This window comes from Streptomyces sp. NPDC048361 (assembly GCF_040651795.1).
Lineage (GTDB): Bacteria > Actinomycetota > Actinomycetes > Streptomycetales > Streptomycetaceae > Streptomyces.
In genome coordinates, this window is record NZ_JBEZKW010000046.1 from 1 (window position 1) to 26,642 (window position 26,642).

General features: G+C 70.9%; 28 protein-coding genes. 13 read left to right on the top strand and 15 right to left on the bottom strand.

Annotated elements, in window-relative coordinates; genetic code table 11:
• Positions 1 to 89: 89 nt before the first annotated feature.
• Positions 90 to 506 (bottom strand): hypothetical protein, encoded by a 417-nt coding sequence (locus AB0D31_RS24420; protein ID WP_362726851.1) that lies wholly within the window; start codon positions 504 to 506, stop codon positions 90 to 92.
• Positions 507 to 658: 152 nt separating this feature from the next.
• Between AB0D31_RS24420 and AB0D31_RS24425 the strand changes: the two genes are divergently transcribed.
• Positions 659 to 1,297, top strand: a complete 639-nt coding sequence (locus AB0D31_RS24425) for an ATP-binding protein (RefSeq protein WP_362726854.1) — start codon at positions 659 to 661, stop codon at positions 1,295 to 1,297.
• A gap of 172 nt (positions 1,298 to 1,469) precedes the next feature.
• Here the strand turns inward: AB0D31_RS24425 and AB0D31_RS24430 are convergent, their stop codons facing one another.
• On the bottom strand, positions 1,470 to 2,252 hold the full coding sequence (locus AB0D31_RS24430; protein ID WP_362726856.1) for a SigE family RNA polymerase sigma factor: 783 nt from the start codon (positions 2,250 to 2,252) through the stop codon (positions 1,470 to 1,472).
• Between the two features lie 193 nt (positions 2,253 to 2,445).
• Between AB0D31_RS24430 and afsQ1 the strand changes: the two genes are divergently transcribed.
• The 5 genes from afsQ1 to AB0D31_RS24455 all read left to right on the top strand — a co-directional run bounded on the left by afsQ1 (position 2,446) and on the right by AB0D31_RS24455 (position 6,464).
• Positions 2,446 to 3,123 carry a two-component system response regulator AfsQ1 gene (afsQ1, locus tag AB0D31_RS24435; protein WP_189762146.1) on the top strand — a complete coding sequence of 226 codons (678 nt, stop codon included), beginning with the start codon at positions 2,446 to 2,448 and terminating at the stop codon, positions 3,121 to 3,123.
• Between the two features lie 40 nt (positions 3,124 to 3,163).
• A complete protein-coding gene (locus AB0D31_RS24440) occupies positions 3,164 to 4,669 on the top strand; it encodes a HAMP domain-containing sensor histidine kinase (protein ID WP_362726859.1) in 1,506 nt (501 codons plus the stop codon).
• The gene (locus AB0D31_RS24445; RefSeq protein WP_362726862.1) at positions 4,666 to 5,295 is read left to right on the top strand and encodes a hypothetical protein; all 630 of its coding nucleotides are present in this window, start codon (positions 4,666 to 4,668) and stop codon (positions 5,293 to 5,295) included. The genes AB0D31_RS24440 and AB0D31_RS24445 overlap by 4 nt, the downstream gene beginning before the upstream one ends.
• A 319-nt stretch (positions 5,296 to 5,614) precedes the next feature.
• Positions 5,615 to 6,166, top strand: coding sequence for a VanZ family protein (locus AB0D31_RS24450; RefSeq protein ID WP_362726865.1), 552 nt, complete (start codon positions 5,615 to 5,617; stop codon positions 6,164 to 6,166).
• Positions 6,167 to 6,260: 94 nt separating this feature from the next.
• Entirely contained in the window at positions 6,261 to 6,464 is a 204-nt protein-coding gene (locus AB0D31_RS24455) for a PspC domain-containing protein (protein ID WP_362726868.1), read from the top strand.
• A 78-nt stretch (positions 6,465 to 6,542) separates the two neighbouring features.
• On the opposite strand, the gene AB0D31_RS24460 is transcribed toward AB0D31_RS24455, so the two are convergent.
• Positions 6,543 to 6,842, bottom strand: coding sequence for a hypothetical protein (locus AB0D31_RS24460; protein WP_362726871.1), 300 nt, complete (start codon positions 6,840 to 6,842; stop codon positions 6,543 to 6,545).
• 125 nt (positions 6,843 to 6,967) lie between these two features.
• The gene (locus tag AB0D31_RS24465; protein WP_362726874.1) at positions 6,968 to 8,122 is read right to left on the bottom strand and encodes an adenosine deaminase; all 1,155 of its coding nucleotides are present in this window, start codon (positions 8,120 to 8,122) and stop codon (positions 6,968 to 6,970) included.
• 114 nt (positions 8,123 to 8,236) lie between these two features.
• Here AB0D31_RS24465 and AB0D31_RS24470 point away from each other — a divergent pair, with 114 nt between their 5' ends.
• Positions 8,237 to 9,001 (top strand): prolyl oligopeptidase family serine peptidase, encoded by a 765-nt coding sequence (locus AB0D31_RS24470; protein ID WP_362726877.1) that lies wholly within the window; start codon positions 8,237 to 8,239, stop codon positions 8,999 to 9,001.
• Positions 9,002 to 9,020: 19 nt separating this feature from the next.
• On the opposite strand, the gene AB0D31_RS24475 is transcribed toward AB0D31_RS24470, so the two are convergent.
• On the bottom strand, positions 9,021 to 9,953 hold the full coding sequence (locus AB0D31_RS24475; RefSeq protein WP_362726880.1) for a LysR family transcriptional regulator: 933 nt from the start codon (positions 9,951 to 9,953) through the stop codon (positions 9,021 to 9,023).
• A gap of 93 nt (positions 9,954 to 10,046) precedes the next feature.
• On the opposite strand from AB0D31_RS24475, the gene AB0D31_RS24480 reads away from it, so the two are divergent.
• The 3 genes from AB0D31_RS24480 to AB0D31_RS24490 all read left to right on the top strand — a co-directional run bounded on the left by AB0D31_RS24480 (position 10,047) and on the right by AB0D31_RS24490 (position 13,211).
• Positions 10,047 to 11,330 (top strand): MFS transporter, encoded by a 1,284-nt coding sequence (locus AB0D31_RS24480; protein ID WP_362726883.1) that lies wholly within the window; start codon positions 10,047 to 10,049, stop codon positions 11,328 to 11,330.
• A gap of 113 nt (positions 11,331 to 11,443) precedes the next feature.
• Positions 11,444 to 12,445, top strand: coding sequence for a sigma-70 family RNA polymerase sigma factor (locus AB0D31_RS24485; RefSeq protein ID WP_362726886.1), 1,002 nt, complete (start codon positions 11,444 to 11,446; stop codon positions 12,443 to 12,445).
• A gap of 130 nt (positions 12,446 to 12,575) precedes the next feature.
• Positions 12,576 to 13,211 carry a hypothetical protein gene (locus AB0D31_RS24490; protein ID WP_362726998.1) on the top strand — a complete coding sequence of 212 codons (636 nt, stop codon included), beginning with the start codon at positions 12,576 to 12,578 and terminating at the stop codon, positions 13,209 to 13,211.
• 129 nt (positions 13,212 to 13,340) lie between these two features.
• On the opposite strand, the gene AB0D31_RS24495 is transcribed toward AB0D31_RS24490, so the two are convergent.
• Complete coding sequence (locus AB0D31_RS24495; RefSeq protein WP_362726889.1) at positions 13,341 to 14,696, bottom strand: hypothetical protein; 1,356 nt, start codon at positions 14,694 to 14,696, stop codon at positions 13,341 to 13,343.
• Positions 14,697 to 15,063: 367 nt separating this feature from the next.
• On the opposite strand from AB0D31_RS24495, the gene AB0D31_RS24500 reads away from it, so the two are divergent.
• The 3 genes from AB0D31_RS24500 (at position 15,064) to AB0D31_RS24510 (ending at position 16,984) form a co-directional block, all read left to right on the top strand.
• The gene (locus AB0D31_RS24500) at positions 15,064 to 15,342 is read left to right on the top strand and encodes a hypothetical protein (RefSeq protein WP_362726892.1); all 279 of its coding nucleotides are present in this window, start codon (positions 15,064 to 15,066) and stop codon (positions 15,340 to 15,342) included.
• Positions 15,343 to 15,659: 317 nt separating this feature from the next.
• Complete coding sequence (locus AB0D31_RS24505; RefSeq protein WP_267055960.1) at positions 15,660 to 15,803, top strand: hypothetical protein; 144 nt, start codon at positions 15,660 to 15,662, stop codon at positions 15,801 to 15,803.
• A 5-nt stretch (positions 15,804 to 15,808) separates the two neighbouring features.
• The gene (locus AB0D31_RS24510) at positions 15,809 to 16,984 is read left to right on the top strand and encodes a methyltransferase domain-containing protein (RefSeq protein WP_362726895.1); all 1,176 of its coding nucleotides are present in this window, start codon (positions 15,809 to 15,811) and stop codon (positions 16,982 to 16,984) included.
• A 65-nt stretch (positions 16,985 to 17,049) separates the two neighbouring features.
• On the opposite strand, the gene AB0D31_RS24515 is transcribed toward AB0D31_RS24510, so the two are convergent.
• From AB0D31_RS24515 to AB0D31_RS24555, 9 genes are all read right to left on the bottom strand, one after another.
• Positions 17,050 to 17,376, bottom strand: a complete 327-nt coding sequence (locus AB0D31_RS24515) for an STAS domain-containing protein (RefSeq protein WP_362726898.1) — start codon at positions 17,374 to 17,376, stop codon at positions 17,050 to 17,052.
• A 19-nt stretch (positions 17,377 to 17,395) separates the two neighbouring features.
• Positions 17,396 to 17,986, bottom strand: a complete 591-nt coding sequence (locus AB0D31_RS24520; protein ID WP_362726901.1) for a Uma2 family endonuclease — start codon at positions 17,984 to 17,986, stop codon at positions 17,396 to 17,398.
• Between the two features lie 109 nt (positions 17,987 to 18,095).
• Positions 18,096 to 19,373, bottom strand: a complete 1,278-nt coding sequence (locus AB0D31_RS24525; RefSeq protein WP_362726904.1) for a thymidine phosphorylase — start codon at positions 19,371 to 19,373, stop codon at positions 18,096 to 18,098.
• A gap of 101 nt (positions 19,374 to 19,474) precedes the next feature.
• The gene (locus AB0D31_RS24530) at positions 19,475 to 19,867 is read right to left on the bottom strand and encodes a cytidine deaminase (protein WP_362726907.1); all 393 of its coding nucleotides are present in this window, start codon (positions 19,865 to 19,867) and stop codon (positions 19,475 to 19,477) included.
• Positions 19,864 to 21,153 (bottom strand): ABC transporter permease, encoded by a 1,290-nt coding sequence (locus tag AB0D31_RS24535; protein ID WP_362726910.1) that lies wholly within the window; start codon positions 21,151 to 21,153, stop codon positions 19,864 to 19,866. The genes AB0D31_RS24530 and AB0D31_RS24535 overlap by 4 nt, the downstream gene beginning before the upstream one ends.
• Positions 21,150 to 22,274 (bottom strand): ABC transporter permease, encoded by a 1,125-nt coding sequence (locus AB0D31_RS24540; protein WP_362726912.1) that lies wholly within the window; start codon positions 22,272 to 22,274, stop codon positions 21,150 to 21,152. Before AB0D31_RS24540 ends, AB0D31_RS24535 begins: the two co-directional genes overlap by 4 nt.
• Entirely contained in the window at positions 22,271 to 23,836 is a 1,566-nt protein-coding gene (locus tag AB0D31_RS24545; protein ID WP_362727001.1) for an ABC transporter ATP-binding protein, read from the bottom strand. The genes AB0D31_RS24540 and AB0D31_RS24545 overlap by 4 nt, the downstream gene beginning before the upstream one ends.
• A gap of 229 nt (positions 23,837 to 24,065) precedes the next feature.
• Positions 24,066 to 25,130, bottom strand: coding sequence for a BMP family ABC transporter substrate-binding protein (locus tag AB0D31_RS24550; RefSeq protein ID WP_362726915.1), 1,065 nt, complete (start codon positions 25,128 to 25,130; stop codon positions 24,066 to 24,068).
• Positions 25,131 to 25,270: 140 nt separating this feature from the next.
• Entirely contained in the window at positions 25,271 to 26,518 is a 1,248-nt protein-coding gene (locus AB0D31_RS24555; protein WP_362727004.1) for an amidohydrolase, read from the bottom strand.
• Positions 26,519 to 26,642: the final 124 nt, after the last annotated feature.

Consider the following 26,642-nt stretch of genomic DNA (forward strand, 5'->3'; position numbering starts at 1 on the left):
AGCCGGCGAACGCCCCACACACCGCCGAGCCGTGCAGACGGGCCCCGCCGACGAGGGCGGGGCCCTTCTGCGTGGGCCCGTCCGGGCGGTCAGGTCGTCGGCAGCGCGCCGGTGGCCCCGCCCACCAGCGGGAGGTCCTTGAGCGCGGCGCCGCTGGTGAGCACGCCGGTCGCGGCCGTCGTCGACACCGGCTTGAAGTCGGCGACCTGGGTACCGACTCCGTTGGTCAGCGGGTCGACACCGGTGTTGGCCAGCGGGTCGAGCCGCAGCCCCGTCAGGGGCCCCACGGCGTGGCCGACCGATCCGGTCAGGCCCTGCGCGGCCGCCGTGAGGTCGTCGGCGGTCGCGCTGTGGCCGAGCGCGGGGGCGGGGAGCGGCGCGGCCTGGGCGGCGGCCGTGCCCGCGCCGGCGAGGGCCGCGCCGGCCGCGGTGACGGTGAGCCCGGCGCGCAGCAGCGCCCGGCGACGCCGGGCGCCGGCGGTGCTGGGGGCCTCGTGATGTCCCATGGGGTTCCCACTCACTCTCGTACGAATAGGCGCGCAATCACGAGAAGGTGCGTAACCACGCGATCGCGTAGCGTAGTTGAGATGTGATGCTCGATACCAACGGCATCCCGGAGGGGTCCCACGCACGGGTGCATGGCCCACACTGGTGACCCGTGAGTTCATCTGCCATTGTCACGCGCGTCGTTCTGCTCTCGGGTCCCTCCGGCTCCGGCAAGTCGTCCCTCGCGGCCCGCACCGATCTGCCCGTGCTGCGCCTGGACGACTTCTACAAGGAGGCCGACGACCCGACCCTGCCGCTGGTGGCGGGCAGTTCGGACATCGACTGGGACTCCCCGCTGTCCTGGGACGCCGAGGCCGCGGTCCGCGCCATCGTCGAGCTGTGCGGGACGGGACGCACCGAGGTGCCGGTGTACTCGATCGCGACGAGCTCCATCACCGGCAGCACCGCGCTCGGCATCGGCCGCACCCCGCTGTTCATCGCGGAGGGCATCTTCGCCGCCGACATCGTCACGCGCTGCCATGAGCTCGGGGTGCTCGCGGACGCGCTCTGTCTGCGCGGCCGCCCTTCGACGACCTTCCGCCGCAGGCTGCTGCGTGATCTGAAGGAGGGCCGCAAGTCGGTGGCGTTCCTGCTGCGTCGCGGCTGGCGCCTGATGCGCGCCGAGCGTGCGATCGTGGCCCGCCAGTCGGCGCTCGGCGCCCACCCCTGTGACAAGCAGGAGGCGCTCGGCCGCATCGCCGGGGCGGCGGCGGGCCGCTCCCGCACGGCGGCGGCCCGCCAGGTCGCGTAGGCCCCGGCCGCACGGCGGCGGCCGCCCAGGTCTCGTAACCACGGGCCGCACACGACAACGGGCCGCACACGCGAAAGCGGCGGGGCCGATGGCCCCGCCGCTTTCCCCCCCCATGTCCCCCGCGGGTCCCCCGTGTCCCCCCGTGGACCCCGCGTCCCCTCCCCCGGACCCTTCAGGCCACCAGCTCGCCGAAGGACTCCTCCTCGTCACGGCCGAAGCTGAGGACGTCGTCCTCGCGCAGCCGGCGCAGCGAGCGCCAGATGCTGGACTTCACCGTGCCGACACTGATGTCGAGTATGTCCGCGATCTCCGGGTCGGTGCGGCCCTCGTAGTAGCGCAGGACCAGCATCGTGCGCTGCGTCTCGGGCAGCCGGGCCAGCGCCTGCCAGAGCACGGCGCGCAGTTCGGTGCCGCGCATCGCGTCCGTGTCGCCGGCCGTCTCGGGCAGCTCCTCGGTCGGGTACTCGTTGAGCTTGCGCCGCCGCCAGGCGCTGATGTGCAGATTGGTCATGGTGCGGCGCAGGTAGCCGCCGACCGCCGCCTTGTCGCTGATGCGGTCCCAGGCGCGGTAGGTGGAGAACAGCGCGCTCTGCAGCAGGTCCTCCGCCTCGAAGCGGTCGCCGGTCAGGTGGTAGGCGGTGGCGTACAGGGAGGCGCGGCGCTCCTGGACGTAGGCGGTGAACTCCGCCTCCGACACCGTGGCGCGCTCCCCCGAGCCCTCCCGGTACGCCGCCTCACCCTTTTCCCCCGGATTGTTGCCCGCGGCCGGAACCGCGGGAGCGTCGAGCACCGTCATGTAGGGCACGAGGTTCTGCTGTGTGGTCGACGGGTGCTGACGCCCGGCGCCGCGAGCGCACCCCCGCAGGCTCGCGGCACCGGACTTCTCGGTGTTCCGTACGACGTCGTGGAGACGCGTCACAACTGCGCCGGAGTTGGTGCTGTGCAGTGCGTTCATCTCGCGCCCCCCGTCGGGTGGAGTCTGTGTTTCATCGGCGTGCTTGGTTACGAGGAAGAGCCTGCCCGGGCAGTTTCATGGGGTTGTCCGCCGACTGTCACAGGGGCGTCACAGCGGCCTGTGAACCCGGCGTCGCGGGTCAGGGGCCGGACGGGGGTCGTGCTCGTCTCCCCCATGGGCCAGAATGACCTCTGTGCCTTTCCTGTTGCTGATCGAGGACGACGACGCCATCCGCACGGCCCTCGAACTCTCCCTGTCACGCCAGGGCCACCGTGTGGCCACCGCGGCGACGGGAGAGGACGGTCTGAAACTGCTGCGCGAGCAGCGGCCGGACCTGATCGTGCTCGATGTGATGCTGCCCGGGATCGACGGTTTCGAGGTGTGCCGCCGGATCCGGCGCACCGACCAGCTGCCGATCATCTTGCTGACCGCGCGCAACGACGACATCGACGTGGTGGTGGGCCTGGAGTCCGGCGCCGACGACTATGTGGTCAAGCCGGTCCAGGGCCGGGTGCTCGACGCCCGGATCCGGGCGGTGCTGCGCCGCGGCGAACGGGAGGCGACCGACTCGGCGGCGTTCGGCAGCGTGGTGATCGACCGGGCCGCGATGACCGTCACCAAGAACGGCGAGGATCTTCAACTCACGCCCACCGAACTGCGGTTGCTGCTCGAACTGAGCCGCCGCCCCGGCCAGGCGCTCTCCCGTCAGCAGCTGCTCCGGCTGGTCTGGGAGCACGACTACCTCGGCGACTCCCGGCTCGTCGACGCCTGTGTGCAGCGGCTGCGCGCCAAGGTCGAGGACGTGCCGTCGTCACCGACCCTGATCCGTACGGTCCGTGGCGTCGGCTACCGCCTGGACACCCCGTCGTGAACCTGTCGCACCGTCCCCGTCCCCCCGAGAAGCAGGGCAAGTGAAGCGAGCCGTACTCGCCGGTCTGCGCTGGACCAGTCTGCGTCTGCGGCTCGTCGTGGTGTTCGCGCTCGTCGCGCTCACCGCCGCCGTCTCCGCGTCGGGCATCGCGTACTGGCTCAACCGCGAAGCCGTCCTGGTCCGTACGCAGGACTCTGCGCTCAACGACTTCCGTCAGGGCATGCAGAACCGGGCCGCCTCACTGCCGCTCCAGCCGGCCGAGCACGACCTCCAGGTGGCCGCGCAGCAGATGGCGGACAGCTCCAACTCCCGTTACAACGTGGTGCTCGTGGACGAGCGCGCCCCGGGCAAGCCGGTCGTGGGCGCGTCGAACCTCGACGACTTCACGCTCGGCGACGTGCCCGCCTCGCTCCAGGAGGCGGTCACCAAGAAGCAGAAGGTCACCCAGGCCAACGCCTACCCGTACCACCTGTTCTGGCAGCGGATCACCCTGCACGGCCATCCGTATCTGGTCGGCGGCACGAAGATCATCGGCGCCGGTCCGACGGGCTACATGCTGGCCCCGCTCGACCAGGAGCGGCGCGACCTCAACTCCCTGGCCTGGTCGCTCGGGATCGCCACCTTCCTCGCGCTGCTCGCCTCCGCGCTGCTCGCGCAGGCCGCGGCGACCACCGTGCTGCGGCCGGTGCAGCGGCTCGGCGACGCGGCGCGACGGCTCGGCGAGGGCAAGCTCGACACCCGTCTGCGGGTCTCCGGCACCGATGAACTCGCCGATCTGTCACGGACGTTCAACCGGACCGCCGAGAACCTGGAGAAGAAGGTCACCGACATGAGCGCGCGCGAGGAGGCGAGCCGCCGCTTCGTCGCCGACATGTCGCACGAGCTGCGTACGCCGCTGACCGCGCTGACCGCCGTCGCCGAGGTCCTCGAAGAAGAGGAGGACAGCCTCGACCCGATGATCGCGCCCGCGGTGCGGCTCGTGGTCTCCGAGACGCGGCGGCTGAACATCCTGGTGGAGAACCTGATGGAGGTCACCCGCTTCGACGCGGGCACCGCCCGGCTCGTCCTGGACGACGTGGACATCGCCGACCAGATCACCGCCTGCATCGACACCCGGGCCTGGCTGGACGCCGTCGAACTCGACGCGGAACGCGGCATCATGGCCCGCGTCGACCCGCGCCGCCTGGACGTGGTGCTCGCCAACCTCATCGGCAACGCCCTCAAGCACGGTGGCTCCCCGGTGCGGGTCGCGGTCCGCGTCGAGGGCGAGGAGCTGGTGATCGCGGTACGCGACCACGGGCCCGGCATCCCCGAGGACGTACTGCCGCACGTCTTCGACCGGTTCTACAAGGCCAGCGCCTCGCGGCCGCGCTCGGAGGGCAGCGGGCTCGGCCTGTCCATCGCCATGGAGAACGCACACATTCACGGCGGCGACATCACCGCCTCCAACTCCCCCGACGGCGGTGCCGTGTTCGTGCTGCGCCTCCCCCTGGACGCCACCGCGCCCGCCGACCCCGAGACGCCGGAAGGGAGCGCGGCGCCGTGAGGAACCTCCGTCACCGGGCAGCCGTCGTGCTGGCCGGGCTGCTCGCGCTGGGCGCCACCGGCGGCTGTGGCATCCGCCCCACCTCCGTCCCCGTCGACGCGGGCCCCGCGCCGTCGCGGGTGGCGTGCACGGTCCCGCAGTCCGCGCTGACCCCGCAGTTCGAGGGGGTCACCGTCGAGGTCTATCTGGTGTGCGGCGCCCAGCTGGTCGCGGCGGAGCGTTCGGTGCGCGTCCCCGGGACCATGGGCGCGGCCGACCGGGTCCGCTTCGCTCAGACACTGCTCGACGAGCTCATCGCCCAGCCGGCGACCGCCGAGAAGGACGCCGGGTACACCACGGAGGTCAAGGGCCCGCTCACCGTCACCGCGGCCCACGCCCACGACCCGGCGGGCGCCCTGCGGCTGAGCCGTGCGCCCGACGACCTGTCCGCGCTCGCCCTTTCGCAGGTGGTGTGCACGTTCGCGGAGAACACCCCGTCCGCGCCCGGCACCCAGCAGGTGGTGCTCGGCGGCCCCGGCGAGGACCCGGCACGCGGCTACACCTGCACCTCGGAGATGAAGTCCCGCCCGGACAACGCGGCCACCCTCGGCGAGATCCCCGCGCCTCTGCGGTCACCGGGTGCCTAGGACGCGAACGGCGCGTACGGCGGGCACGACGCAGCGCACGGCGTGCGGCGGGCGGCGCACACGGCCCGCACGGCGTCTGGCGTACGACGGACACGGCACGCACGGCGTACGACGGACACGGCGCACAACGTGTGCGACGGACCGGCGGGCTGCGGGCGGCGCGGCCCGGGTGTGACGGACCGGCGGGCGGCGGGCGGCGCGGCCCGGGTGTGACGGACCGGCGGGCGGCGGGCGGCGCGGCCCGGGTGTGACGTGTCGCGCAGCCGGAATCACCCGGTGCGGCGGAACCGTTCGCGGCGCGGGCCGCGTCTTGGGCAGCGTGCAGCAGCAACTTGGTCACGACGGCAGCCCCGTCATCCGGTTCCGCGTCGTGGGATGCGTGCTCCTTCTCGCGCATCTGCTGCTCGTGGCGTGGGTCACGCTGAGACCACGGGACGTGATGTGGGTGACGCCCACCAATCTGACGCCGTTCGCCGGCATCAAGGCCGACCTCGCGCTCGGCCCCCTGGAGGCGGCCCACCGCATCGGCGAGGGGCTGCTGCTCCTGGCCCCGCTGGGGATACTGCTCCCCATGGCCGGCGGCCGGCTCTCGGTCTCCCCGTTCGCCTCGCTGTTCCGCACCGTCCTGGCCGGGGCGCTGATCTCGCTCGGCATCGCCCTGCTCCAGACGTCGGTGCCCGGGCAGGTGCCCGATGTGGACGCGCTGTTCCTGAACACCGCGGGGGTGGCCCTCGCCCACCTCGCGGTGGTGCCGGCGGGCCGGCGCGGCATCCGCCGCAGGAACCAGCGCGAGCACCCCGCGCCCGTCCTTCGGGAGGACTCCCCTCAGGGACGTACCCCGACGATTCCCAGGGTCCGTATCGCCCCGTAGCCCGACGCCGCGCGTCGCGTCCGGAAGGACCATGGATACATCGCGAGGGAGCCCACACGGAGCGGCTCCCCTCCAGCTCCCGAAGGAGCCTTCCATGAGCGCCCCTCTCTTCCGCCCCACCGAAGGCCGCAGGATCGGCGGGGTGTGCGCAGCACTCGCACGGCGCTTCGGCACCTCCGCCACCACGATGCGTGTGATCTTCCTGGTGTCGTGTCTGCTGCCCGGCCCGCAGTTCCTGCTCTACCTGGCCATGTGGGCCCTCATCCCCGGCGAGAAGTCGCCGCGCGCCGCCTGGTAGGTCCGGCGCTCGGCCGCACACGCCGCAGGGGCGCGCACCCGGCTCACGGGTGTGCGCCCCTGCGGGGGTCGGCGTGGGTCAGCCGGAGAGGCCGGGCAGCCCGCCGCCGGGGAGGTTGCTCGCCACGGGGCCGGTGGGCAGGCCACCGAGCAGGCCGGCGACCGGGTCGGAGCTGCTGCCCTTCTGACCGCCGGCCATCGCCTCCTGGGAGGAGGCAGCGGGCAGCGCCTTGGAGACGAGGCCGAGCGGGGTCCCGGCAGTCACGGTCGACAGCGCGCCCATCGGGAGCGCGGGGGCGGCGGACGCCGTCCCGGCGGCAGCGGCGGCGAAGGCGGCACCGAGGGCAACGACACCGAGCGTCTTGGCAGACTGCTTCATCAGAAATTCGTCCTTGGGGTGGGGAGGGTGAGCGGCTCGCCAATTTAGTCAGCGAAAGGCCCGGGCCGCAAACACACGAAAACGGCCGGTCGTTCACACGACCGACCGTTCCCCCCTCCCCCGAATCAACCGCCCGAGACCGCAGAACCGCTGGTCGTAGCGGTCTGCTGGAACAGCCATTCGGACTTCAACTCGGCATATCCGGGCTTGATCACGTCATTGATCATGGCCAGTCGTTCATCGAAAGGAATGAATGCTGATTTCATCGCATTGACCGTGAACCACTGCATGTCATCGAGGGTGTAGCCAAAGGCATTTGCCAGGTGCGCGAATTCCTGGCTCATGCTGGTGCCCGACATGAGCCGGTTGTCGGTGTTGACGGTGGCCCGGAAGTGCAGCTTGCGCAGCAGCCCGATGGGGTGGTCGGCGTACGAGGTCGCGGCGCCGGTCTGGAGGTTGGAGGTGGGGCACATCTCCAACGGGATCCGCTTGTCGCGCACGTACGACGCGAGCCGGCCGAGCTTGACACTGCCGTCCTCGGCGACCTCGATGTCGTCGATGATGCGCACCCCGTGGCCGAGCCGGTCGGCGCCGCACCACTGGAGCGCCTGCCAGATCGACGGCAGCCCGAAGGCCTCACCGGCGTGGATGGTGAAGTGGTTGTTCTCGCGCTTGAGGTACTCGAAGGCGTCGAGGTGACGGGTGGGCGGGAAACCCGCCTCGGCGCCGGCGATGTCGAAGCCGACGACGCCCGCATCCCGGTAGGAGTTGGCGAGTTCGGCGATCTCCAGGGCGCGGGCGGCGTGCCGCATCGCGGTGAGGAGCGCGCCCACGCGGATGCGGTGGCCGTTGGCCCTGGCCCGCTTCTCGCCTTCGCGGAAGCCCGCGTTGACGGTCTCGACGACCTCGTCGAGGGTGAGGCCCTGCTCCAGGTGCTGCTCGGGCGCGTACCGCACCTCGGCATAGACGACGCCGTCCTCGGCGAGGTCCTCGGCGCACTCGGCGGCCACCCGGAACAGCGCGTCGCGGGTCTGCATGACGGCGCAGGTGTGCGCGAAGGTCTCCAAGTACCGTTCCAGGGAACCGGAGTCGGCGGCCTCGCGGAACCAGATGCCGAGCTTGTCGGCCTCGGTCTCGGGCAGGCCGGTGTATCCGGTCGCTTCCGCGATGTCGATGATGGTCCCGGGTCGCAGACCGCCGTCGAGGTGGTCGTGGAGGAGCACCTTCGGTGCACGGCTGATCTGATCCGGGGTGGGCACGGATGCGGTCTGGCTCGTCATCCGGGCACTCTAGTCCCTACGCGCGTAGATCGCCGGACGTCCGAACGCCGTCGATACGTAACAGTGACCGTGCGGACGGGTGGCGTACACCCGGGCTTCTGAGACTGTTCTGCCATGGCACAGCAAGCGATTCCCCTGCCTGCTGCCCGGCTGGGACGGGCCGTCGGTGCGACCGGCGCCGGCGCGACAGTCAGCGGTGTGGTCCTCGTACTGCCGGACGGCGACCCCGTCTCGGTACGCCGGCCCTCCCCCTTGGCGTACGCGGCCGCGCTGCCGCTCGCCCGCAGACTGGCGCGGGACGGACGCGGGGCCGGTCTGGTGGCGCACGGCGTGCACTACCGCGGCCACGGCTGGAACGGCGGCGACGCCCGGCTCGCCCTGGACGCGGAGTGGGCGGCCGACGAGGCCGTACGCCGCTACGGGGACGTGCAGGTGTGTCTGGCCGGGCACGGCATGGGCGGCCGGGCCGCGCTGCGGGCGGCAGGGCATCCGGCGGTCAACTCCGTTCTGGCGCTGGCTCCTTGGATCCCGGACGACGACGTGGCGGCCGATCCCGAGCCGGTGAAGCAGCTGGTGGGCCGGCGCGTGATGATCGTGCACGGTACCAATGACACGCGCTGCGACCCGGAGTTGTCCTTCCGGCTGGCCGAGCGGGCCAAGAAGGCCAACCGGGACACCTGCCGCTTCGAGGTCCACTCCGACGGCCACTCGATGCGCCAGCACCGGCCCGAAGTCCACGCACTGGCCGTGGACTTCGTACTCGGCACGCTGCTCTCACGCCCGTACGCCCGCCCGGTCGAGGACGCGTTCGCCGCGCCGCCGCCGTTGGGTCTGCGCATGCCGCTGGCCGCTGGCTTCGGCAAGTCCCTGCATCCGTAAGGGGGTTGGAGCGGGACGCTCACTCGGGGATCAGCTTGCCCCGCCGGGAGAGCAGGAAGGCCTTGAAGGCGGCCACCGGCGGGGTGTCCGGGTGCCCGTCGAGCCACGCGACACCGATCTCGCGCACCGCGCGCGGGGCGGTCACGGTGAGCTCGACGACGCCCGGCCGCGCCACCGCGGGCGGTGGGAGCAGCGCCACCCCCAGCCCGGCCGCGACCAGACCGCGCAGCGTCTCGGCCTCCTCGCCCTCGAACGCGATGCGCGGCGCGAACCCGGCCTCCGCGCACAGGTCGTCGGTGATGCGGCGCAGGCCGTATCCGGGCTCCAGGGTCACGAATGTCTCGTCGGCGGCCTCCGCGAGCCGCACCCGCTTGCGGCCCGCGAGCCGGTGTTCATCGGGCACCACCAGGCGCAGCCGCTGCTCGTCGAGGCGCCGGGACACCAGATCGGGCGCGTCGGGCACCGGCGAGGTGAGACACAGGTCGAGCTCGCCGGCCCGCAGCCGCTCGATCATCGCCTCGCCGTAGTTCTGTACGAGGGTGAAGCGGATGCGGGGGTGGTCGGCCCGGAAGGCGCGGATGAGGCCCGGCACGGTTTCGGAGCCCATGGTGTGCAGAAAGCCGAAGGCGACCTTCCCGGTGCCGGGGTCGGCGTCGGCGCGCACCGACTCGGCGGCCCGGCCGACCTCGGCGAGGGCCCGCTCGGCCGAGCCGAGGAACGCGCGGCCCGCGGCGGTCAGCGCGACGGTGCGGCCCTTGCGCGCGAACAGGGCGACACCCAGGTCCTCTTCGAGGCGGACCATGGCGCGCGAGAGGGTCGACTGCGGCACACCCAGCTCCAGGGCGGCGCGGGTGACGTGCTCGTGGCGGGCCACCCCGACGAAGCAGGCGAGCCGCGGGGCGAGCGCCATCGCGGCGTCTTCCATGGATTCCACGTAACTGTTCGATGACATGCGCGCCTCTGGCCTCGGCTGATGCAGGAATGGATTGATTGTCCCCCATCTGTGCATTGGACGCATAAATGCAGGCGGGCCTACGGTTTGGTCATGCCTGCCGCCAGTACCGGGGCGTCCACCACCGTGGCCGCCTCGACCTCGCCGTCCCCGCTCCAGCTCACCCCGGGCGCCGCCGGTTACCGCCGGATGAGCTTCGCGCTCTTCGCCGCCGGTGTCGCCACCTTCACCCTCCTCTACTCCACCCAGGCCCTGCTGCCGCTGATCTCCGCCGACCTCGGCGCCACGGCGAGCGCGGCCAGCTGGACGGTGTCGGCGGCCACCGGTGCGCTCGCCCTGTTCGTGCTGCCGCTCAGCGCCCTGTCCGAGCGGTTCGGGCGGACCCGGATGATGACGGTGTCCCTCGCCGTCGCGGTCCTGGTGGGCCTGCTCGTCCCGTTCGCGCCGAACGTGGGCTGGCTGGTGGCGCTGCGCGCCGTCCAGGGCGCGGCGATCGCGGGGCTTCCCGCGTCGGCGATGGCGTACCTGGCGGAGGAAGTGAAGCCGAAGGCGCTGGTTGCGGCGATCGGCCTGTTCGTCGCGGGCAACTCGATCGGCGGCATGAGCGGCCGCATCCTGACCGGCTGGGTGGCGCAGGCCTGGGGCTGGCGCGCGGCGCTGCTCTCGGTGGGCGCGCTGGCCGCGGTGTGCGCGGTGGTGTTCCGGCTGCTCCTCCCCAAGGCCCGCAATTTCACGCCGGGTTCGCTCAACCCGCGCGCCCTGGCCCACACCGTGCGCGGTCACCTCACCGACCCGCTCCTGGTCCGCCTGTACATGATCGGCGCGCTGTTCATGACGGTGTTCGGCGCCGTCTACACAGTGATCGGCTACCGCCTCACCGCGGCCCCCTTCCACCTGCCGCAGGGCCTGATCGGCTCGATCTTCCTGGTCTACCTGGTCGGTACGGTCTCCTCGGCGGCGGCCGGCAAGCTGGTGGCGCGGGTGGGCCGCCGGGGCGCCCTGTACCTGGCGGTCTCCACGACCACGGCGGGCCTGCTGCTCTCGCTGGCCTCGTCGCTCCCCGCGATCCTCGCGGGCCTCGTCCTGATCACCGCGGGCTTCTTCGCGGGCCACGCGGTGGCGTCCTCCTCGGTCAGCCACACCGCCAAGCAGGGCCGCGCCCAGGCGTCCGCGCTCTACCAGTCCGCCTACTACCTGGGCTCCAGCGCGGGCGGCACGCTCGGCGCGGTCGCCTTCCACGCGGCGGGCTGGCCGGCCACGGTGCTGCTCGGGCTCCTCGCGGTGCTCGGCGTCGTGTCGGTCACCCTGTACGGCTCGCACGCGGCCCGCGCCGAGCGCCGCAGCCGGCGCCTGCACCTCGCGCACGCCCGCCACTGAGCCGGGTTCACCCCCGGGCTGACCTGCGCTTTCTTCGGTTCCCGCGCGATTGTCAGTGGGGTCGGGTAGCTTCCGAAGTGCTGGTATTGCGCGGCACGACACGGGGTGGACCGATGAGTGATCTGGCAGCGGCGGCGGACCTGGACGTACGCCTCGAAGAGCACCGCAGAGAGCTGACCGGGTATTGCTACCGGATGCTCGGCTCGGCCTTCGAGGCGGAGGACGCGGTGCAGGACACGCTGGTGCGGGCGTGGCGCAGCATCGACAAGTTCGAGGGCCGCTCGTCGCTGCGCTCGTGGCTGTACCGCATCGCGACCAATGTGTGCCTGGACATGCTGACCGCGGGCAACAAGCGGGCCCGCCCCATGGACCTGACGGCGGCCACCCCGGTGGCCAACGCCCAGCTCAACTCCCGCCCCGAGGTGACCTGGCTGGAGCCGGTGCCGGACGGACGGGTGCTGCCGACGATCGAGGATCCGGCGGAGGCGGCGCTGGCCCGCGAGTCGGTGCGGCTCGCGTTCGTCGCGGCGCTCCAGCATCTGCCGCCCAAGCAGCGCGCGGTGCTGATCCTTCGCGAGGTGCTCGCGTGGAAGGCGGCGGAGGTCGCCGAGCTGCTCGACACGACGGTCGCGTCGGTCAACTCCGCGCTCCAGCGCGCCCGTTCGACGCTGGCCGATTCCGACCCGAAGCAGACGGACGCGGCGGACCCCCTCGACGAGGAGCAGCAGAAACTCCTCGACCGGTACGTGGCGGCCTTCGAGGGCTACGACATGGCGGCCCTGACCGCCCTCCTCCACGAGGACGCCACGCTGTCGATGCCGCCGTACGACCTGTGGCTGCGGGGCCACGACGACATCGTGGGCTGGATGCTCGGCGTGGGCGAGGTCTGCCGCGGCTCGCGCCTCGTGCCCACGGTGGCCAACGGCACGCCGGCCTTCGCCCACTACCACCCCGACCCGGAGGGCGGGTTCACGCCGTGGGCGCTGATGGTGATCGAGACGACTGAGGGCAAGGTCTCAGGCATCACCTCCTTCCTGGACACGTCCCGCTGGTTCCCGCTGTTCCACCTCCCGGCCCGCTTGGACGAGGAGGGCGAGCCGGTTCCGGCGCGCTGAGGGGTGTTTCGTTGCTGCCCGCAGCGCCCCGCGCGACCAGCGGGCGCCGAGGCGGCTAGAGCCCGCCGCCGTCGCTGGAAAGCCCGTGGCGATACGGCCGCGGGTTCGGCATCATCCCCACGTGATCGTGATGCAGCCCGTTCTGGAGATATTCGCTGCCGACGACTTCGCGCTCTGGCCGGTAGGCGAGCACGAGTCATACGGCTACCTCGTGCTGAACGGAGAACTGACGCCGGCGGAGGTGGGCACGGCGGTCATGCGGATCGCGGACTGCAACGCCGTCGAGGCGGAGGAGGAGGGCGAGGGGCCGTGCGCGACCGACCCGCTCGGCGCATTCCTCCACGGGCTGCTCACCTCGCCTCGCCCACTCGCCGCAGGAGGCTTCCGGGTGACCGACAACACCACCGCCGCCGTCTACGTGGAACCGGGCTGCTGCAACGGTTTGGAGACGTGGCGGGACTGGCTGGAGATGCTTGACGGCGCCGGCTCCGCCCACTTCGGCCACGATCCGTCCTCGGTGGCCGAGCGCGTCGGCGACGTTGTCCGGCTGACCCTCGACGCCCATGGGACGGACGGCGGCCCGGTGATCGAGCTGTCGGTGGACCACGTACGCGAGCTCGCCGCCCACGTCCAGCAGGACATGCGGGACTTCCTCCGCCTTGCCGGAACCTGGGCCGAACAACACCTGCCGGCTCACGCCGCCGCCACCACGGCCGCCCTGGCACGGACACTGGATCTGACGCCCACCCCATGCCGAGCTTCCTGACGCACCGGGCGCGCGTACCCTGTCCGTGCGGGCAGGGGCATCCGCTCGTGCCGGAGACCCCGTTCAGCTGGAGAGACATCTGGCGGCGGGCGCACATTACTGATGCCGGGCTTGGCGAGGGTGCACGGCTCACGCCTTGAGCCGGGCAACCTCATTGATCCGTGGGCCCAGTTGCCGGACGGCTCGCGCGTTCTTGTGCGGCTTCAGGCGCAGCCGCATCGTGTCGAAGTGCTCGTCGCCCCGGGCGGACGACACATGCTCGTAGTCCTCCAGGAAGCGCGCCCATGAATCGCAAGCCGCGTCGAGGTGGCCGTATTCGAGCTGCCGCTGGGCAAGCACCCCGTAAAAGTGGACCCTCCCCTGCCGCTCGTTGGCGGGCTGCACCTTGAGCGCCTGTCGCAGGGCGCTGATCGAGCCCGGCAGGTCCTTCCCCTCGTACAGCACGTGCGAGACATGGAACGCGTAAGCGGACTGGTCATACCCGCCGATCGACTCGCGGCGGTTGTCCGCCCGCATCAAGGCGGATTCGGTCGCGGCGAGCAGGCTCCGCGCACGCCGGTGATCTCCCACCATGGCGGTGGCGTGCGCCTGCTGCCCGGTGAGAAACGCCTTCAGGCGGGGCCCGGCCTTGGGGGCCGCTTCGGCCGCCGAGTCGGCGAGTGTGAGGGCGAGCGGCCCGTACCCGAGGTTCGACGCCTGGAGGCTCATGCCGCGCAGTGTCCGGCAGTACGTCACATGATCCTCCGCGCGGTTCGCCAGCTTCAGCGCCTTGAGGTAGTACGTCTGCGCCGTCCCGTGGTCCCGTTCGTACATGGCCATCCACCCCGTCAGATAGACCAGGTCCGAGGCGGCGGCCCACATGTCCTTGCGGACGGCTTCCGTCGCTTCGGCGCGCAGCCACGGAGCCACGGTGTTGACGAGGAAGGCCGCAGCCATCGGCCGTGCGTGCGCTCCGCCCAGCTCGTCGAGGATGTCCGCGATCTTGTCGGTCACCTTGCGGACCGACTCGACCTGCCCGGCTCCGATCCGCACCGTCTGCTTGCCGGGAACTACGGGGGTGGCGTCGGCGGCGTGGGCGTTCTCGGAGAACATCGGCACCGCCAGGGCGGCGGAGAACAGCCCGGCTGCGGCGATGACGCCTCGGCGTGAGGGGTCCATGTCGGCCGTGCCCAGGTCGACGATTTCCTCCACGGTGTCGATGCCGGGCGACGTCCGATCGGACTCGGCGAGCGGGAGGCCTGCCTCCGCGTGCGTGACCGTCCGGTGCAGCTTGCGCGAGAGCGCCTCGACGATGAGGCGCCTGACCGGAGGGTTCGGCATAGTCCCGGCCACCCAGTGCGACACGGCCGACTGATCGTAGTGAAGGTCCATTCCGGCTTCCGCACCCAGGCGGTTGACGATGAGCGCGAACTGGGAACGAGACCATCCGGCCTGCGCGAGCAGGCGGCTCAAACTCTCATTCGGGATGCGCGTCCGCTTGGCCATGCCCTCAACTCCCGGCAGTGTGCGTGGCGTTCATGGCTTTCATGGTCCGACCGTCCTTCCACGGTACCGCCCTGCGTGGTCATGCGGTTGCGTAGAGACAGGAGAGAGCACCAAGGAAGGAACCGCACTGTGGACGTGGACAGCACCATTCACCGGGCCGAGGGCGCCCCCGAAAGCGCCGCCGAGTACGCGGTGGACACCGCGAACGGCAACAGAGTCGGCGTCGTACAGGAACGCTTCGAGGGGAGCGTGTACCTGCGCCCTCCAGGCGGCGGGGCCCGGTGGGCCACTTCGCCCGGGGCCCTGCGCCCGCCGGGCTGGCCCGGGCCCGCGCGCTCGACACCCCGGTCGAGGGGCGGCGGCGCCCGTGACCCACGAGAGCCCGGCCCGGTACCGGATCGACGAGAGCTCGGCCCGGTACCGGGTCATGGCCCACCCGGACGGGTCGTTCCGCATCTCGGCCACGTGCGCCCACGGGACCTGCCACTTCGCGGTGTTCCCCACCGAGAAGCACGACGAGGTCGACCGTCACATGCAGCAGCACACCGCACGCACCGGGCACGCCGTCTTCTCCCGGACGGTCCAGGACACGGCCGCCGTAGTACTGGCCGACCGCACCATCGAAGACGCGCGACCCGAGTCATGAGGCGCCAAGCAGCCACAGGACAGCGCGAGCAAGGACGGCCTGGGTGCCGAACTGCCCGGAGCGGACTACGTGCACGGACGAAGGGAAGGACGACGGCCATCGACGACAAGTCCACTGACGCGACAGCCCAGTTCGAGTACGTCACCTACACCGCCGAGCGCGAGACGTGCCCTGCCTGTCGCGAGCCGATCCCCCTCCACCTCCCCGCCCGGCGCGGGATTCTTGTCCCGAGGGACGGATCGGCCTGCGTCGCCTACTGGCATCTCCAGTGCACCCGAACCGAAGGACCCCCACCTTCACAAGAGAAGGAGCAGCACATGCCCAAGCACGGCGGCGGTACCGGAAGCGGACAGGGCGGCAGCCAGCAGGACGACAGCAACAGCGGTCGCGGCCACGGTGGCGGCGGCTCCGAGACAAGTGGCGGCAACTCCTCCGACGGCTCCGGCCCCGCGAAGAAGTAGCCCGGATGAGCACGCGCACAGAAGGGGCGGGCTCCTCGGGGCTCGCCTCCGCGCTCGTCGCTTCGGGCGCCCTGCGATCGGACTGGCTGCCGGCCTTCTGGGCGGTCCCCAGGGACTTGTTCGTCCCCGACCGCGTCTGGCCGGGAATCGCCGACGGCACACGACAGAACCCTGTGGTCGACCGCAGGAAGGACCCGGACGCATGGCTCCGGGCGGTGTACCGAGACATCCCGCTGACCACGCAGTGGGACGACGGCAGCCATACCGGGGACGGCCTGGGCGGGACCCCTTCCAGCTCCAGTTCCCAGCCCCACATGGTGTTCTCCATGCTGGCCGATCTCGATGTGCGGGACGGACAGCGGGTGTTGGAGATCGGGACGGGGACGGGCTGGACCTCCGCCCTGCTCGCGCACCGGCTCGGGGCGGGGAACGTCGTTTCCGTCGAATACGACCCCGGGGTCGCGAAGGCGGCCCAGGAGAACCAGCGCCGTTCCGGACTGTCTCCCCTCGTCGTCGTCGGGGACGGACAGCTCGGCCATGCCCGTGGGGCCCCGTACGACAGGGTCATCGCCACCTGTTCGGTCGGCAGGGTTCCACGGGCGTGGGTGGAGCAGACATCCCCCGGCGGCCTGGTCGTGACCCCTTGGGGGACGCTGTACGGCGGAGAAGCGGTCGCCAAGCTGACCGTGGGCGACGGTTTCACCGCCCACGGCCGGTTCACGCGCTCAAGTGCCTTCATGCGGCTCCGCCAACAACGCCGTGTCCTGCCTCCGCACACCGCCTTCCTCGGCGGTCAGGAGTGGCCGGCCGACGGCGCCCTGACGACGACCGCCCTCTCCCCGGTCGACCTGAGCGGGTGGGTGGAACAGTTCGCCACCGGACTCCAGATGCCCGGGGCGTTCTGGAGCGTGGAGCGCTACGACGACGGCTCGTACACGCTGTGGACGTACAGCACCGACGCGCTGTCCTGGGCATCCATCGACTACGAGCCGGGGGCGGACCGCTTCGAGGTTGTGCAGAGCGGCCCCCGCAGGCTGTGGGACGAGACGGAGGCCGCGTACCTCTGGTGGGACGCGCAGGGCCGGCCCGGGTTCGAGCGGTTCGGGCTGACCGTCGACGGCGACGGTGAGCGGGCCTGGCTCGACTCCCCGGACCACCCCGTCCCGGCCGTGGGCCGATAAACCCCGGGGCTCTTGCGACACGCACGCGTAGGCGCGGCCTGGAAGAGCGGGGCCAGAGCCGGGGCCTACGGAGCTGCCGGCCCCAGCCCCGCCAGATCCAGCAACGCCACCAGCCCCGCCCCCGCGTTGCGCAGCACCACCCGGCCCCCGGCCCGCCGGGCGGTGAGCCGCAGCCGGGCCACCGCCTCGACCGCCGCCAGGTCGGCCCGGCTCAGCGCGGCGAGATCGCACACCACCACCCGGGCGCCCGCACCGTACAGCCCACGCAGCCGCTCGCACAGCAGCGGGACGTCGGCGAAGGTGAGGGGGTCGGGGACGACGAGCACAGGCTGCGGCTCCGCGGGATCGGTGGCTTCCACACCGATGAGACCGGATCGGCGCGCCGAACTCATCGGTAGGGCACGGGCCGGGCTAACGAACCGGGAAGCTCCCGGTGTCGATCTCCAGGTCGAACGGGGCGGGCAGCTTCAGCTTTCCCCCGTATTCGACGGTGCGGAGGAGCCGATAGGTACCGTGCTCGGGCTCCCCGTAAAGCACCGCGGTCGGCCGGCCCGAGTGCCAGGGGTCGAGGAGCAGGTACAGCGGCACGCCCGACTTGGCATAGCCGTGGGTCTTCATGACGCGGTCGTGGTTCGCGTTGCTCTTGGAGGTGATCTCCACTACGAGCTCGGCGTCCGCCGCGGCGGTGCGGTCGTCCGGTCCCTGGCGCAACCGCGAACGCGGCATCACCACGAGATCCGGCACGTAGAGTCCGGCGCTCTGCTGAAGGACCAGGCCGAGTGTCTGGTAGATGGCCCAGCCGTCCGGCAGCACAGTGAGAAGTTGCTGTTGTACGAGCCAAGCGGTGTCGTTGTGTTCTTCGGACGGTGTCGGCGACACCGTGACGATCCGCTCAATGATCTCCACCTTGCAGCCCTCGGGTGCGTCCGTCTCCTCCCAGATCCGGACGACGTCGTCCCACTCGTGGCCGGTGCCGGAGTGGTCGACGGTGAGTGCGCTCACGGCGGTCTCCCTACGTCGGTTCGTCACACAGCCCAGCATGCCGAACGGGACCGGCGATGGTCCACCGGTCCCGTTCACCCATACGTGGGCGTCAGCCCAGAAGCGCAGGTCAGGCGATACGTTCGCGCACGATCGGGGTCGCCGAGAAGGCCGTTCCGGCGGGAGCCACGTCGTACGAGCCCGCCAGCGATCCCAGCGCGTACTCGAACTTCTCCGGCGTGTCCGTGTGCAGGGTCAGCAGGGGCTGGCCCGCGGTCACCGTGTCGCCGGGCTTGGCGTGGAGTTCGACGCCCGCGCCCGCCTGCACCGGGTCCTCCTTGCGGGCGCGGCCCGCGCCGAGGCGCCAGGCGGCGACGCCGATGTCGTACGCGTCGAGGCGGGTCAGGACGCCCGAGGACGGGGCGGTGACGACGTGCTGCTCGCGGGCGACGGGGAGGGTCGCGTCCGGGTCGCCGCCCTGCGCCGCGATCATCCGGCGCCACACGTCCATTGCGGAGCCGTCCGCGAGGGCCTTCGCCGGGTCGGCGTCCTTGATGCCCGCCGCGTCCAGCATCTCGCGGGCGAGCGCGATGGTGAGCTCGACGACGTCGGAGGGGCCGCCGCCCGCCAACACCTCGACGGATTCCCGGACTTCGAGAGCGTTGCCGGCGGTGAGGCCGAGCGGGGTGGACATGTCGGTGAGCAGCGCGACCGTCTTCACGCCGCTGTCCGTGCCCAACGCGACCATCGTGGATGCCAGTTCACGCGCGTCCTCGATGGTCTTCATGAACGCGCCCGTGCCGACCTTCACGTCGAGGACGAGGGAGCCGGTGCCCTCCGCGATCTTCTTGGACATGATGGAGGAGGCGATCAGGGGGATCGCCTCGACCGTGCCGGTGACGTCGCGCAGCGCGTACAGCTTCTTGTCGGCGGGGGCCAGGCCGTCGCCCGCCGCGCAGATGACCGCGCCCGTGGTGTCCAGGACGTTCAGCATCTCCTCGTTGGAGAGCAGCGCGCGCCAGCCGGGGATCGACTCCAGCTTGTCCAGGGTGCCGCCGGTGTGGCCGAGGCCCCGGCCCGAGAGCTGCGGCACGGCCGCGCCGCACGCGGCGACCAGCGGGGCGAGCGGCAGGGTGATCTTGTCGCCGACGCCGCCGGTGGAGTGCTTGTCGGCGGTCGGGCGGGAGAGCTGGTCGAAGTTCATGCGCTCACCGGAGGCGATCATGGCCGCGGTCCAGCGGGCGATCTCGGTGCGGTTCATGCCGTTGAGGAGGATCGCCATGGCCAGGGCGGACATCTGCTCGTCGGCGACCACACCGCGCGTGTACGCGTCGATGACCCAGTCGATCTGCTCGGGAGACAGCTCGCCCCGGTCTCGCTTGGTGCGGATGACGGAGATGACGTCCATGGCATTCCTTCCGGCTTGGTGCACGTTACGTACGCGACTCTACGCGCATAGAGGGGAGTTGAAGGAGCGGCCCCCGCACGGGCTGTGCGGGGGCCGCGAGGTTACTTCAGGTGGTCCGGGCCGAAGGCCTGGGGCAGCATTTCGGCGAGCGTGAGGACGCCCTTCGGGGTCTCCAACAGGAGCTCCGGGCCGCCGAATTCGAAGAGCAGCTGACGGCAGCGGCCGCACGGGACGAGGACGTCGCCGTGGCCGTCGACGCAGGTGAAGTGCGTCAGGCGGCCGCCGCCGGAGAGCTGGAGCGCGGAGACGAGCCCGCATTCGGCGCACAGGCCGATGCCGTACGAGGCGTTCTCCACGTTGCAGCCGGTGACGGTACGCCCGTCGTCGACCAGGGCGGCCGCGCCGACCGGGTAGCCCGAGTACGGCGCGTACGCGCGGGACATGGCCTCGCGTGCGGCCGTGCGCAGGGCGTCCCAGTCGGGCGTCGGCGTCACTTGCCCTGGCCCTTCCGGTAGCGCATGCCGTCCGCCTTGGGCATCCGCAGACGCTGGGCGGAGAGCGAGAGGACGAGCAGGGTCACGACGTACGGCGTCGCGCCGACGAAGTCGCCGGGCACGTCGTCGGTGACCAGGTACCAGACCAGGATGAGCGCGGCCATCACCGCGCTGACCACGGCCTGGATCACCGCCTTCTTGTACGCCTTCCAGCCGGCCAGCGCCGCGAGCAGGACGACGAGCAGGAGGAGCAGGGCGTGGACGGTGGTGCCGCCGTTGCGCAGCTGGAGCGCGTCGGAGAAGCCGAACAGGCCCGCGCCCATGGCGAGTCCGCCCGGACGCCAGTTGCCGAAGATCATCGCGGCGAGGCCGATGTAGCCGCGGCCGCCGGTCTGGTTCTCCAGGTAGATGTGCGAGGTGACCAGGGCGAGGAAGGCGCCGCCGAGGCCGGCGAGACCGCCGGAGATGGCGACCGCCGCGTACTTGTAGGAGTACACGTTGACGCCGAGCGACTCGGCCGCGATCGGGTTCTCGCCGCAGGAGCGCAGGCGCAGACCGAAGGCCGTCTTCCACAGCACCCACCACGTGCCGACGAAGAGCGCCGCGGCGATGACGGTGACCCAGGAGACCTCGGTGACCAGGCCGCCGATGATGCCGGCGAGGTCGGAGATCAGGAACCAGTGGTGGTTCTGGATCGATTCGAGGCCCGAGGAGAGGCCCGGGATGCTGAAGCTGGGCAGCGAGTCGGCGGGCGGCGACTGCTTGGGGTTGCCGCCCTTGACCTGGGCCTCGCCGCCGTTGAAGAACAGTTTGGCGAGGTACTGGGTGACGCCGAGCGCGAGCAGGTTGACCGCGACACCGGAGACGATGTGGTCGACGCCGAAGGTGATGGTGGCGACGGCGTGGATGAGACCGCCGAGGACACCGAAGCCGATGCCGGCGAGCAGGCCGAGCCAGGGGCTGGACTGCCAGCCGATCCAGCCGGCGCCGAAGGTGCCGAGGATCATCATGCCTTCGAGGCCGATGTTGACCACGCCGGCCCGCTCGGACCACAGACCCGCCAGGCCCGCGAGCCCGATCGGCACGGCGAGGCCGAGCGCGGCGCTGATCTGGCCCTCGCTGGTCAGCTGGTCGGCGCCGGTGATGATGCGGACGGCGGAGACGAGGATCAGCGCGCCCGCGATGATCATCAGGACCTGCGCGAGGGAGAACTTGCGCTTGGCGTTGCCCCGCTTGACCCCGGCCGGAGGCGGTGGGGTCGTGGTCGTTTCGGTCGTGACGCTCATGCCGTCACCTCCGTCTCGGTCTTGGCGGCCTGGGCCGCGAGCTCGGCGCCGACCCGCTGCTGCTGACGCTTGATGCCGTAGCGGCGGACGAGTTCGTAGGCGATCACGACGCACAGGACGATGACGCCCTGGATCACGCCGAGGATCTCCTTGTCGTAGCCGATCACTTCGAAGTGGCCTGTGGTGCGCTCCAGGTAGCCCCAGAGCAGCGCGGCGAGCGCGACGCCCACCGGGTTGTTGCGGCCGAGCAGCGCGATGGCGATGCCCGTGAAGCCGAGACCCAGCGGGAAGCTGTTGTCGAACTGGTGGCTGTCGTTGAGCAGCGTCGGCATGCCGACGAGACCGGCCACCGCACCCGAGATGATCATGCTGGTGACGATCATCTTCTTGACGTTGGCGCCGCTCGCGGCGGCCGCGGACTCGGACTGGCCGACCGCCCGCAGGTCGAACCCGAAGCGGGTGCGGCCGAGCGTGAACCAGTAGGCCACGCCGACCAGGACCGCGACGACGATGAAGCCCCACAGCTGGCCGGCCGGGCCCATGTCCATGGTGAAGAACCACGACGAGGTGGGCAGCGGCTTGGTGGAGACCAGCGTGCCGGCCTCGTCGAGCTGGCCGAGCCGGTCGGGCTGGAGGAGGTAGGCGATGATCGCGGTCGCGATGGCGTTCAGCATGATGGTCGAGATGACCTCGCTGACGCCCCGGGTGACCTTGAGGATGCCCGCGACCGCCGACCACATCGCGCCGACCAGCATGGCGACGATGATGATGACCGGGATCTGCACGATGCCGGGCAGGCTCATCGCGCCGCCGACGACGGCCGCGAGGAAGGCGGCGAGACGGTACTGGCCGTCGACGCCGATGTTGAAGAGGTTCATCCGGAAGCCGATGGCCACCGCGATGCCCGCGAGGTAGTACGTCGTCGCCTTGTTGAGGATGTAGACCTGGCTGTCGCTCGCCGAGCCGTACGACAGCATGTCGTTGAAGGCCGGGAACGGGTTCTTGCCGGTGGCCAGGATGATCAGGGCGGTGACGACAAGGGCCGCGACGAGCGCGAGCACGGGGGCCGCGATCGCGAGGAGCAGCTTCTCCTTGTCGATCCGGGAGGTGAGCTTCTTCATCGGTCCTCTCCCCCATTGTTCTGCTGGTGCTCCAGGTGGCCCCTTGCGGCACCGGTCATGGCGGAGCCCAGTTCTTCGGGGGTGATCGTGGCGGGGTCGGCGTCGGCGACCAGACGGCCCCGGTACATCACCCGCAGGGTGTCGGACAGGCCGATCAGCTCGTCCAGGTCGGCGGAGATCAGCAGCACGGCGAGGCCCTCACGGCGGGCCTCGCGGATCTGGTCCCAGATCTGCGCCTGCGCGCCGACGTCGACGCCCCGGGTGGGGTGCGCGGCGATCAGCAGCTTGGGGTTGTGGCTCATCTCGCGGCCGACGATCAGCTTCTGCTGGTTGCCGCCGGACAGCGATGCCGCGGTGACCTCGATGCCGGGGGTGCGCACGTCGTACTCGCGCACGATCCGCTCGGTGTCGTGGCGGGCGGCCTTGTTGTCGAGGAGGGCGCCCTTGGAGTTGGGCTTCTCGGTGACGTGGCCGAGGATGCGGTTCTCCCACAGCGGCGCTTCCAGGAGCAGGCCGTGGCGGTGGCGGTCCTCGGGGATGTAGCCGACGCCGCCCTCGCGGCGCTTGCGCGTCGGGGCCGTCGAGATGTCGGTGGTGTCGAGGGTGATGACACCACCGTCGGGGATGCGCATGCCCATGATGGCCTCGACGAGCTCGGCCTGGCCGTTGCCCTCGACGCCTGCGATGCCGAGCACCTCACCCTTGTGGATGGTGAAGGAGACCGAGGAGAGCACCTCGCGCACCATGCCGTCGGGGTCGGTGGCGGCCAGGCGCAACCCCTCGACCTGGAGCATCGGCGTCGTGGTGACCGTCGACTCGCGGGTCTCGGGCGAGGGCAGCTCGCTGCCGACCATCAGCTCGGCGAGCTGCTTGGTGGTGGTGGTACGCGGGTCGGCGGTGCCGACCGTGGTGCCGCGCCGGATCACCGTGATCTCGTCGGCCACGGAGAGGACTTCGCCGAGCTTGTGCGAGATGAAGATGACGGTCAGGCCCTCGGCCTTGAGCTCACGCAGGTTGTCGAAGAGCGCCTCGACCTCCTGCGGGACGAGGACCGCGGTCGGCTCGTCGAGGATGAGGGTGCGTGCGCCGCGGTAGAGGACCTTGAGGATCTCCACGCGCTGGCGGTCGGCGACACCGAGGTCCTCGACGAGGACGTCGGGGCGGACGCCGAGGCCGTACGCGTCGGAGATCTCCTTGATCTTGGCGCGGGCCTTGGCGCCGATGCCGTACAGCTTCTCGCCGCCGAGGACGACGTTCTCCAGGACGGTCAGGTTGTCGGCCAGCATGAAGTGCTGGTGGACCATGCCGATGCCGAGCGCGATGGCGTCCGCGGGGCTGGAGAAGGAGGCCTGGGTGCCGTCGATGGTGATGGTGCCCTCGTCCGGCTTCTGCATGCCGTAGAGGATCTTCATCAGGGTCGACTTGCCGGCGCCGTTCTCACCGCACAGGGCGTGCACGGTGCCCTTGCGGACGGTGATGTCGATGTCCTTGTTGGCGACGACACCGGGGAATCGTTTGGTGATGCCGCGCAGTTCGACGGCGGGAGGGCTGGACGCGTTGATGGCGCACTCTCCTCGTGGGCAGGAGCAGGGGGGCGGGGAGCTTCCGGGGAAGCCGGGAAGCGTACTGATGTGCCACGCCGGGCCTCCGGCGTAGTAGTTCAGCACACTCACGGCGCGCCAACTCCGGCCTACGCGCGTAGAGTTGACACTTCGTTACGGCCCGGTGAGGCAGGGCGGTCCCTGCTCACCGGGCCGGTTCGCGACGGGGGCGGTCAGCGACCGCCGGGGGTCACGGGGTCGTCTTGACCTTGATGGTGCCGTCGACGATCTTCTTCTGGGCCGCGTCGAGCTGCGGCTTCAGGTCGTCGATGAAGCCACCGCTGGTGGCGAGCGAAACGCCGCCCTTGGCCAGCGGGTAGCTGTTGGTGCCGACCAACGGCTTACCGTCCTTGATCGACTTGATCAGGTCGTAGACGCCGATGTCGACGTTCTTGACGACCGAGGTCAGGATCGAGTTCTTGTACTTGGAGAGCGAGGCCTGCTGGTACTGGTCGGAGTCGACCCCGATCGCCCAGGCGCCCTTCTTGCCCGCGACGGCCTCGATCGCGCCGGTGCCGGAGGAGCCGGCCGCGGTGTAGATCACGTCGGCGCCGTTGTCGAGCATGCCCTGAGCGGCTTCCTTGCCCTTGTCGGGGCTGGCGAAGCCGGAGGTGTCCGAGCCGTGCGACAGGTACTGGTTGTCGATCTTGACGTCCGGCTTGGTGTCCTTGACGCCCTGGTTGAAGCCCGCCTCGAACTTCTTGATGAGGGGGACGTCGACGCCGCCGATGAAGCCGACGTGACCCGACTTCGTCTTCAGCGCCGCGGCGACACCCGCGAGGTAGGAGCCCTGCTCCTCGGTGAAGACGATGTTGTCGATGTTCTTCGGGCCCTCGACGACGGAGTCGACGATGCCGAAGGTGACGTTCGGGTACTTGACCGCGACCTTCTTCATCGAGTTCGCGTACGCGTAGCCGATGCCGATGACCGGGTTGTACCCCGCGCCCGCGAGGTCGGTCAGCCGCTGCTCGCGGTCGGCCTCGGTGTCGGTGGTCTTGGCGGTGAGCTCCTTGACGTCACCGCCGAACTCGGCCTTGGCCTTGTCGATGCCGCGCGCGGCGGAGTCGTTGAACGAGTGGTCACCGCGGCCACCGACGTCGTACGCGACACCGATCTTGACGCCCTTGCCGCCCGCGGAGGACGACGAAGAGGTGCCCGAGTCCTTCTGGGTGGACGTGGAGCCACAGGCGGTGGCGGAAAGCGCGAGCGCGGCGGTGGCGATACCTGCCGCAGCGATCTTGGATACCCGGCGCACGAGGAGGTCCCTTCAAACCTGAACCGAGGCGCCCCTACCGGCGCTGGTTTCGCGTCGGATCGTAACGCGCGTAGATGTCGCGTAAAGCCCTGTTCGGAAGCCGTTATCGAATCGCCGCGAACAGGGGATGAAGTGTCCGGTTACGAGCGGTTGCCATCCAGGAGCGCGGCGGCGGTGAAGAGCTCCACACCCACCTTGATGGCGGACTCGTCCGCGTCGAAATCACCCCGATGGAGGTCAAGCCGGGCATGCGAGCCGGGCGTACGGACCCCGAGGCGGGCCATCGCCCCAGGTACGTGCTCCAGGTACCACGAAAAGTCCTCGCCACCCAGTGACTGCTCCGTGTCCTCCACCGAGAAGGGGCCGCGGCGCGCCGTCATCGCGTCGCGCAGCAGCTCGGTGACGGCCGGATCGTTGACGACCGGGGGCACCCCGCGCACGTAGTTGATCTCCGACTTGGCCCCGTGCAGGGTGGCCACTTCGTCGATCGCGGCGTGGACGAGGTCGGGCGCGTCGCGCCACGCCGACAGGTCGAGGCAGCGCACCGTGCCGGCCAGCTCGGCGTGCATCGGGATGACGTTGCAGGCGTGGCCCGACTCGATGCGGCCCCAGGTGAGGGCGAGCCCGGCGCGGGCGTCGATGCGGCGGGCGAGCAGCGCGGGCACGTCGGATGCGACGCGCGCGACCGCGGTCACGAGGTCGGTGGTGAGGTGGGGGCGCGCGGTGTGGCCGCCGGGGCCGTCGAGGAAGACTTCGAGCCGGTCGCAGGCCGAGGTGATGGCGCCGGGCCGCAGCCCGATCTTGCCGGCGTCGACGCGCGGGTCGCAGTGGACGGCGATGATCCGGCCCACTCCGTCGAGCGCCCCGGCCACGATGGCGTCGGCCGCGCCGCCGGGGAGCACCTCTTCGGCGGGCTGGAAGAGAAGCCGTACGGGGGCGGGCAGCAGGCCCTCGCGGTGCAGCTCGGCGAGGACGAGACCGGTGCCGAGGACGGTGGTGGTGTGCACGTCGTGGCCGCAGGCGTGGGCGCGGTCCGGGACGGTGGAGCGGTAGGGGACGCCGGCCTTCGCGTCCGGGATGGGCAGCGCGTCGATGTCCGCGCGGATGGCGAGGACGGGGCGGACCGCGCCGCTCGTCGCCGAGGCGTGCGCGGCCGGCATGCCGATGTCGCAGATGAGCCCGGTGCCGCCCGGCAGGACCCTGGGTTCGAGGCCGGCCGCTTCGAGGCGGGCTCTGATCGCGGCGGTGGTCCTGAACTCCTGGTTGCCCAGCTCGGGGTGCATGTGCAAGTCCCGCCGGAAGGCGATGAGTTCGGCACACAGGGCCTCGCTCAGCTCGCCGGGCAGCGGTGCTTCGCCGGGCAGATCGGCTTCGGACTCACGGGACATCAACTGGTTCACTCGTTGAGGGTAGGCCTTTTCGAGGCTCAACTCGCTCGCGATCAACAAAAGTTCAGCCGCATAGGGGAAAGAAAGCCGGGCGCATGGCGCATGTCGATCGCTTCGGCTGGGT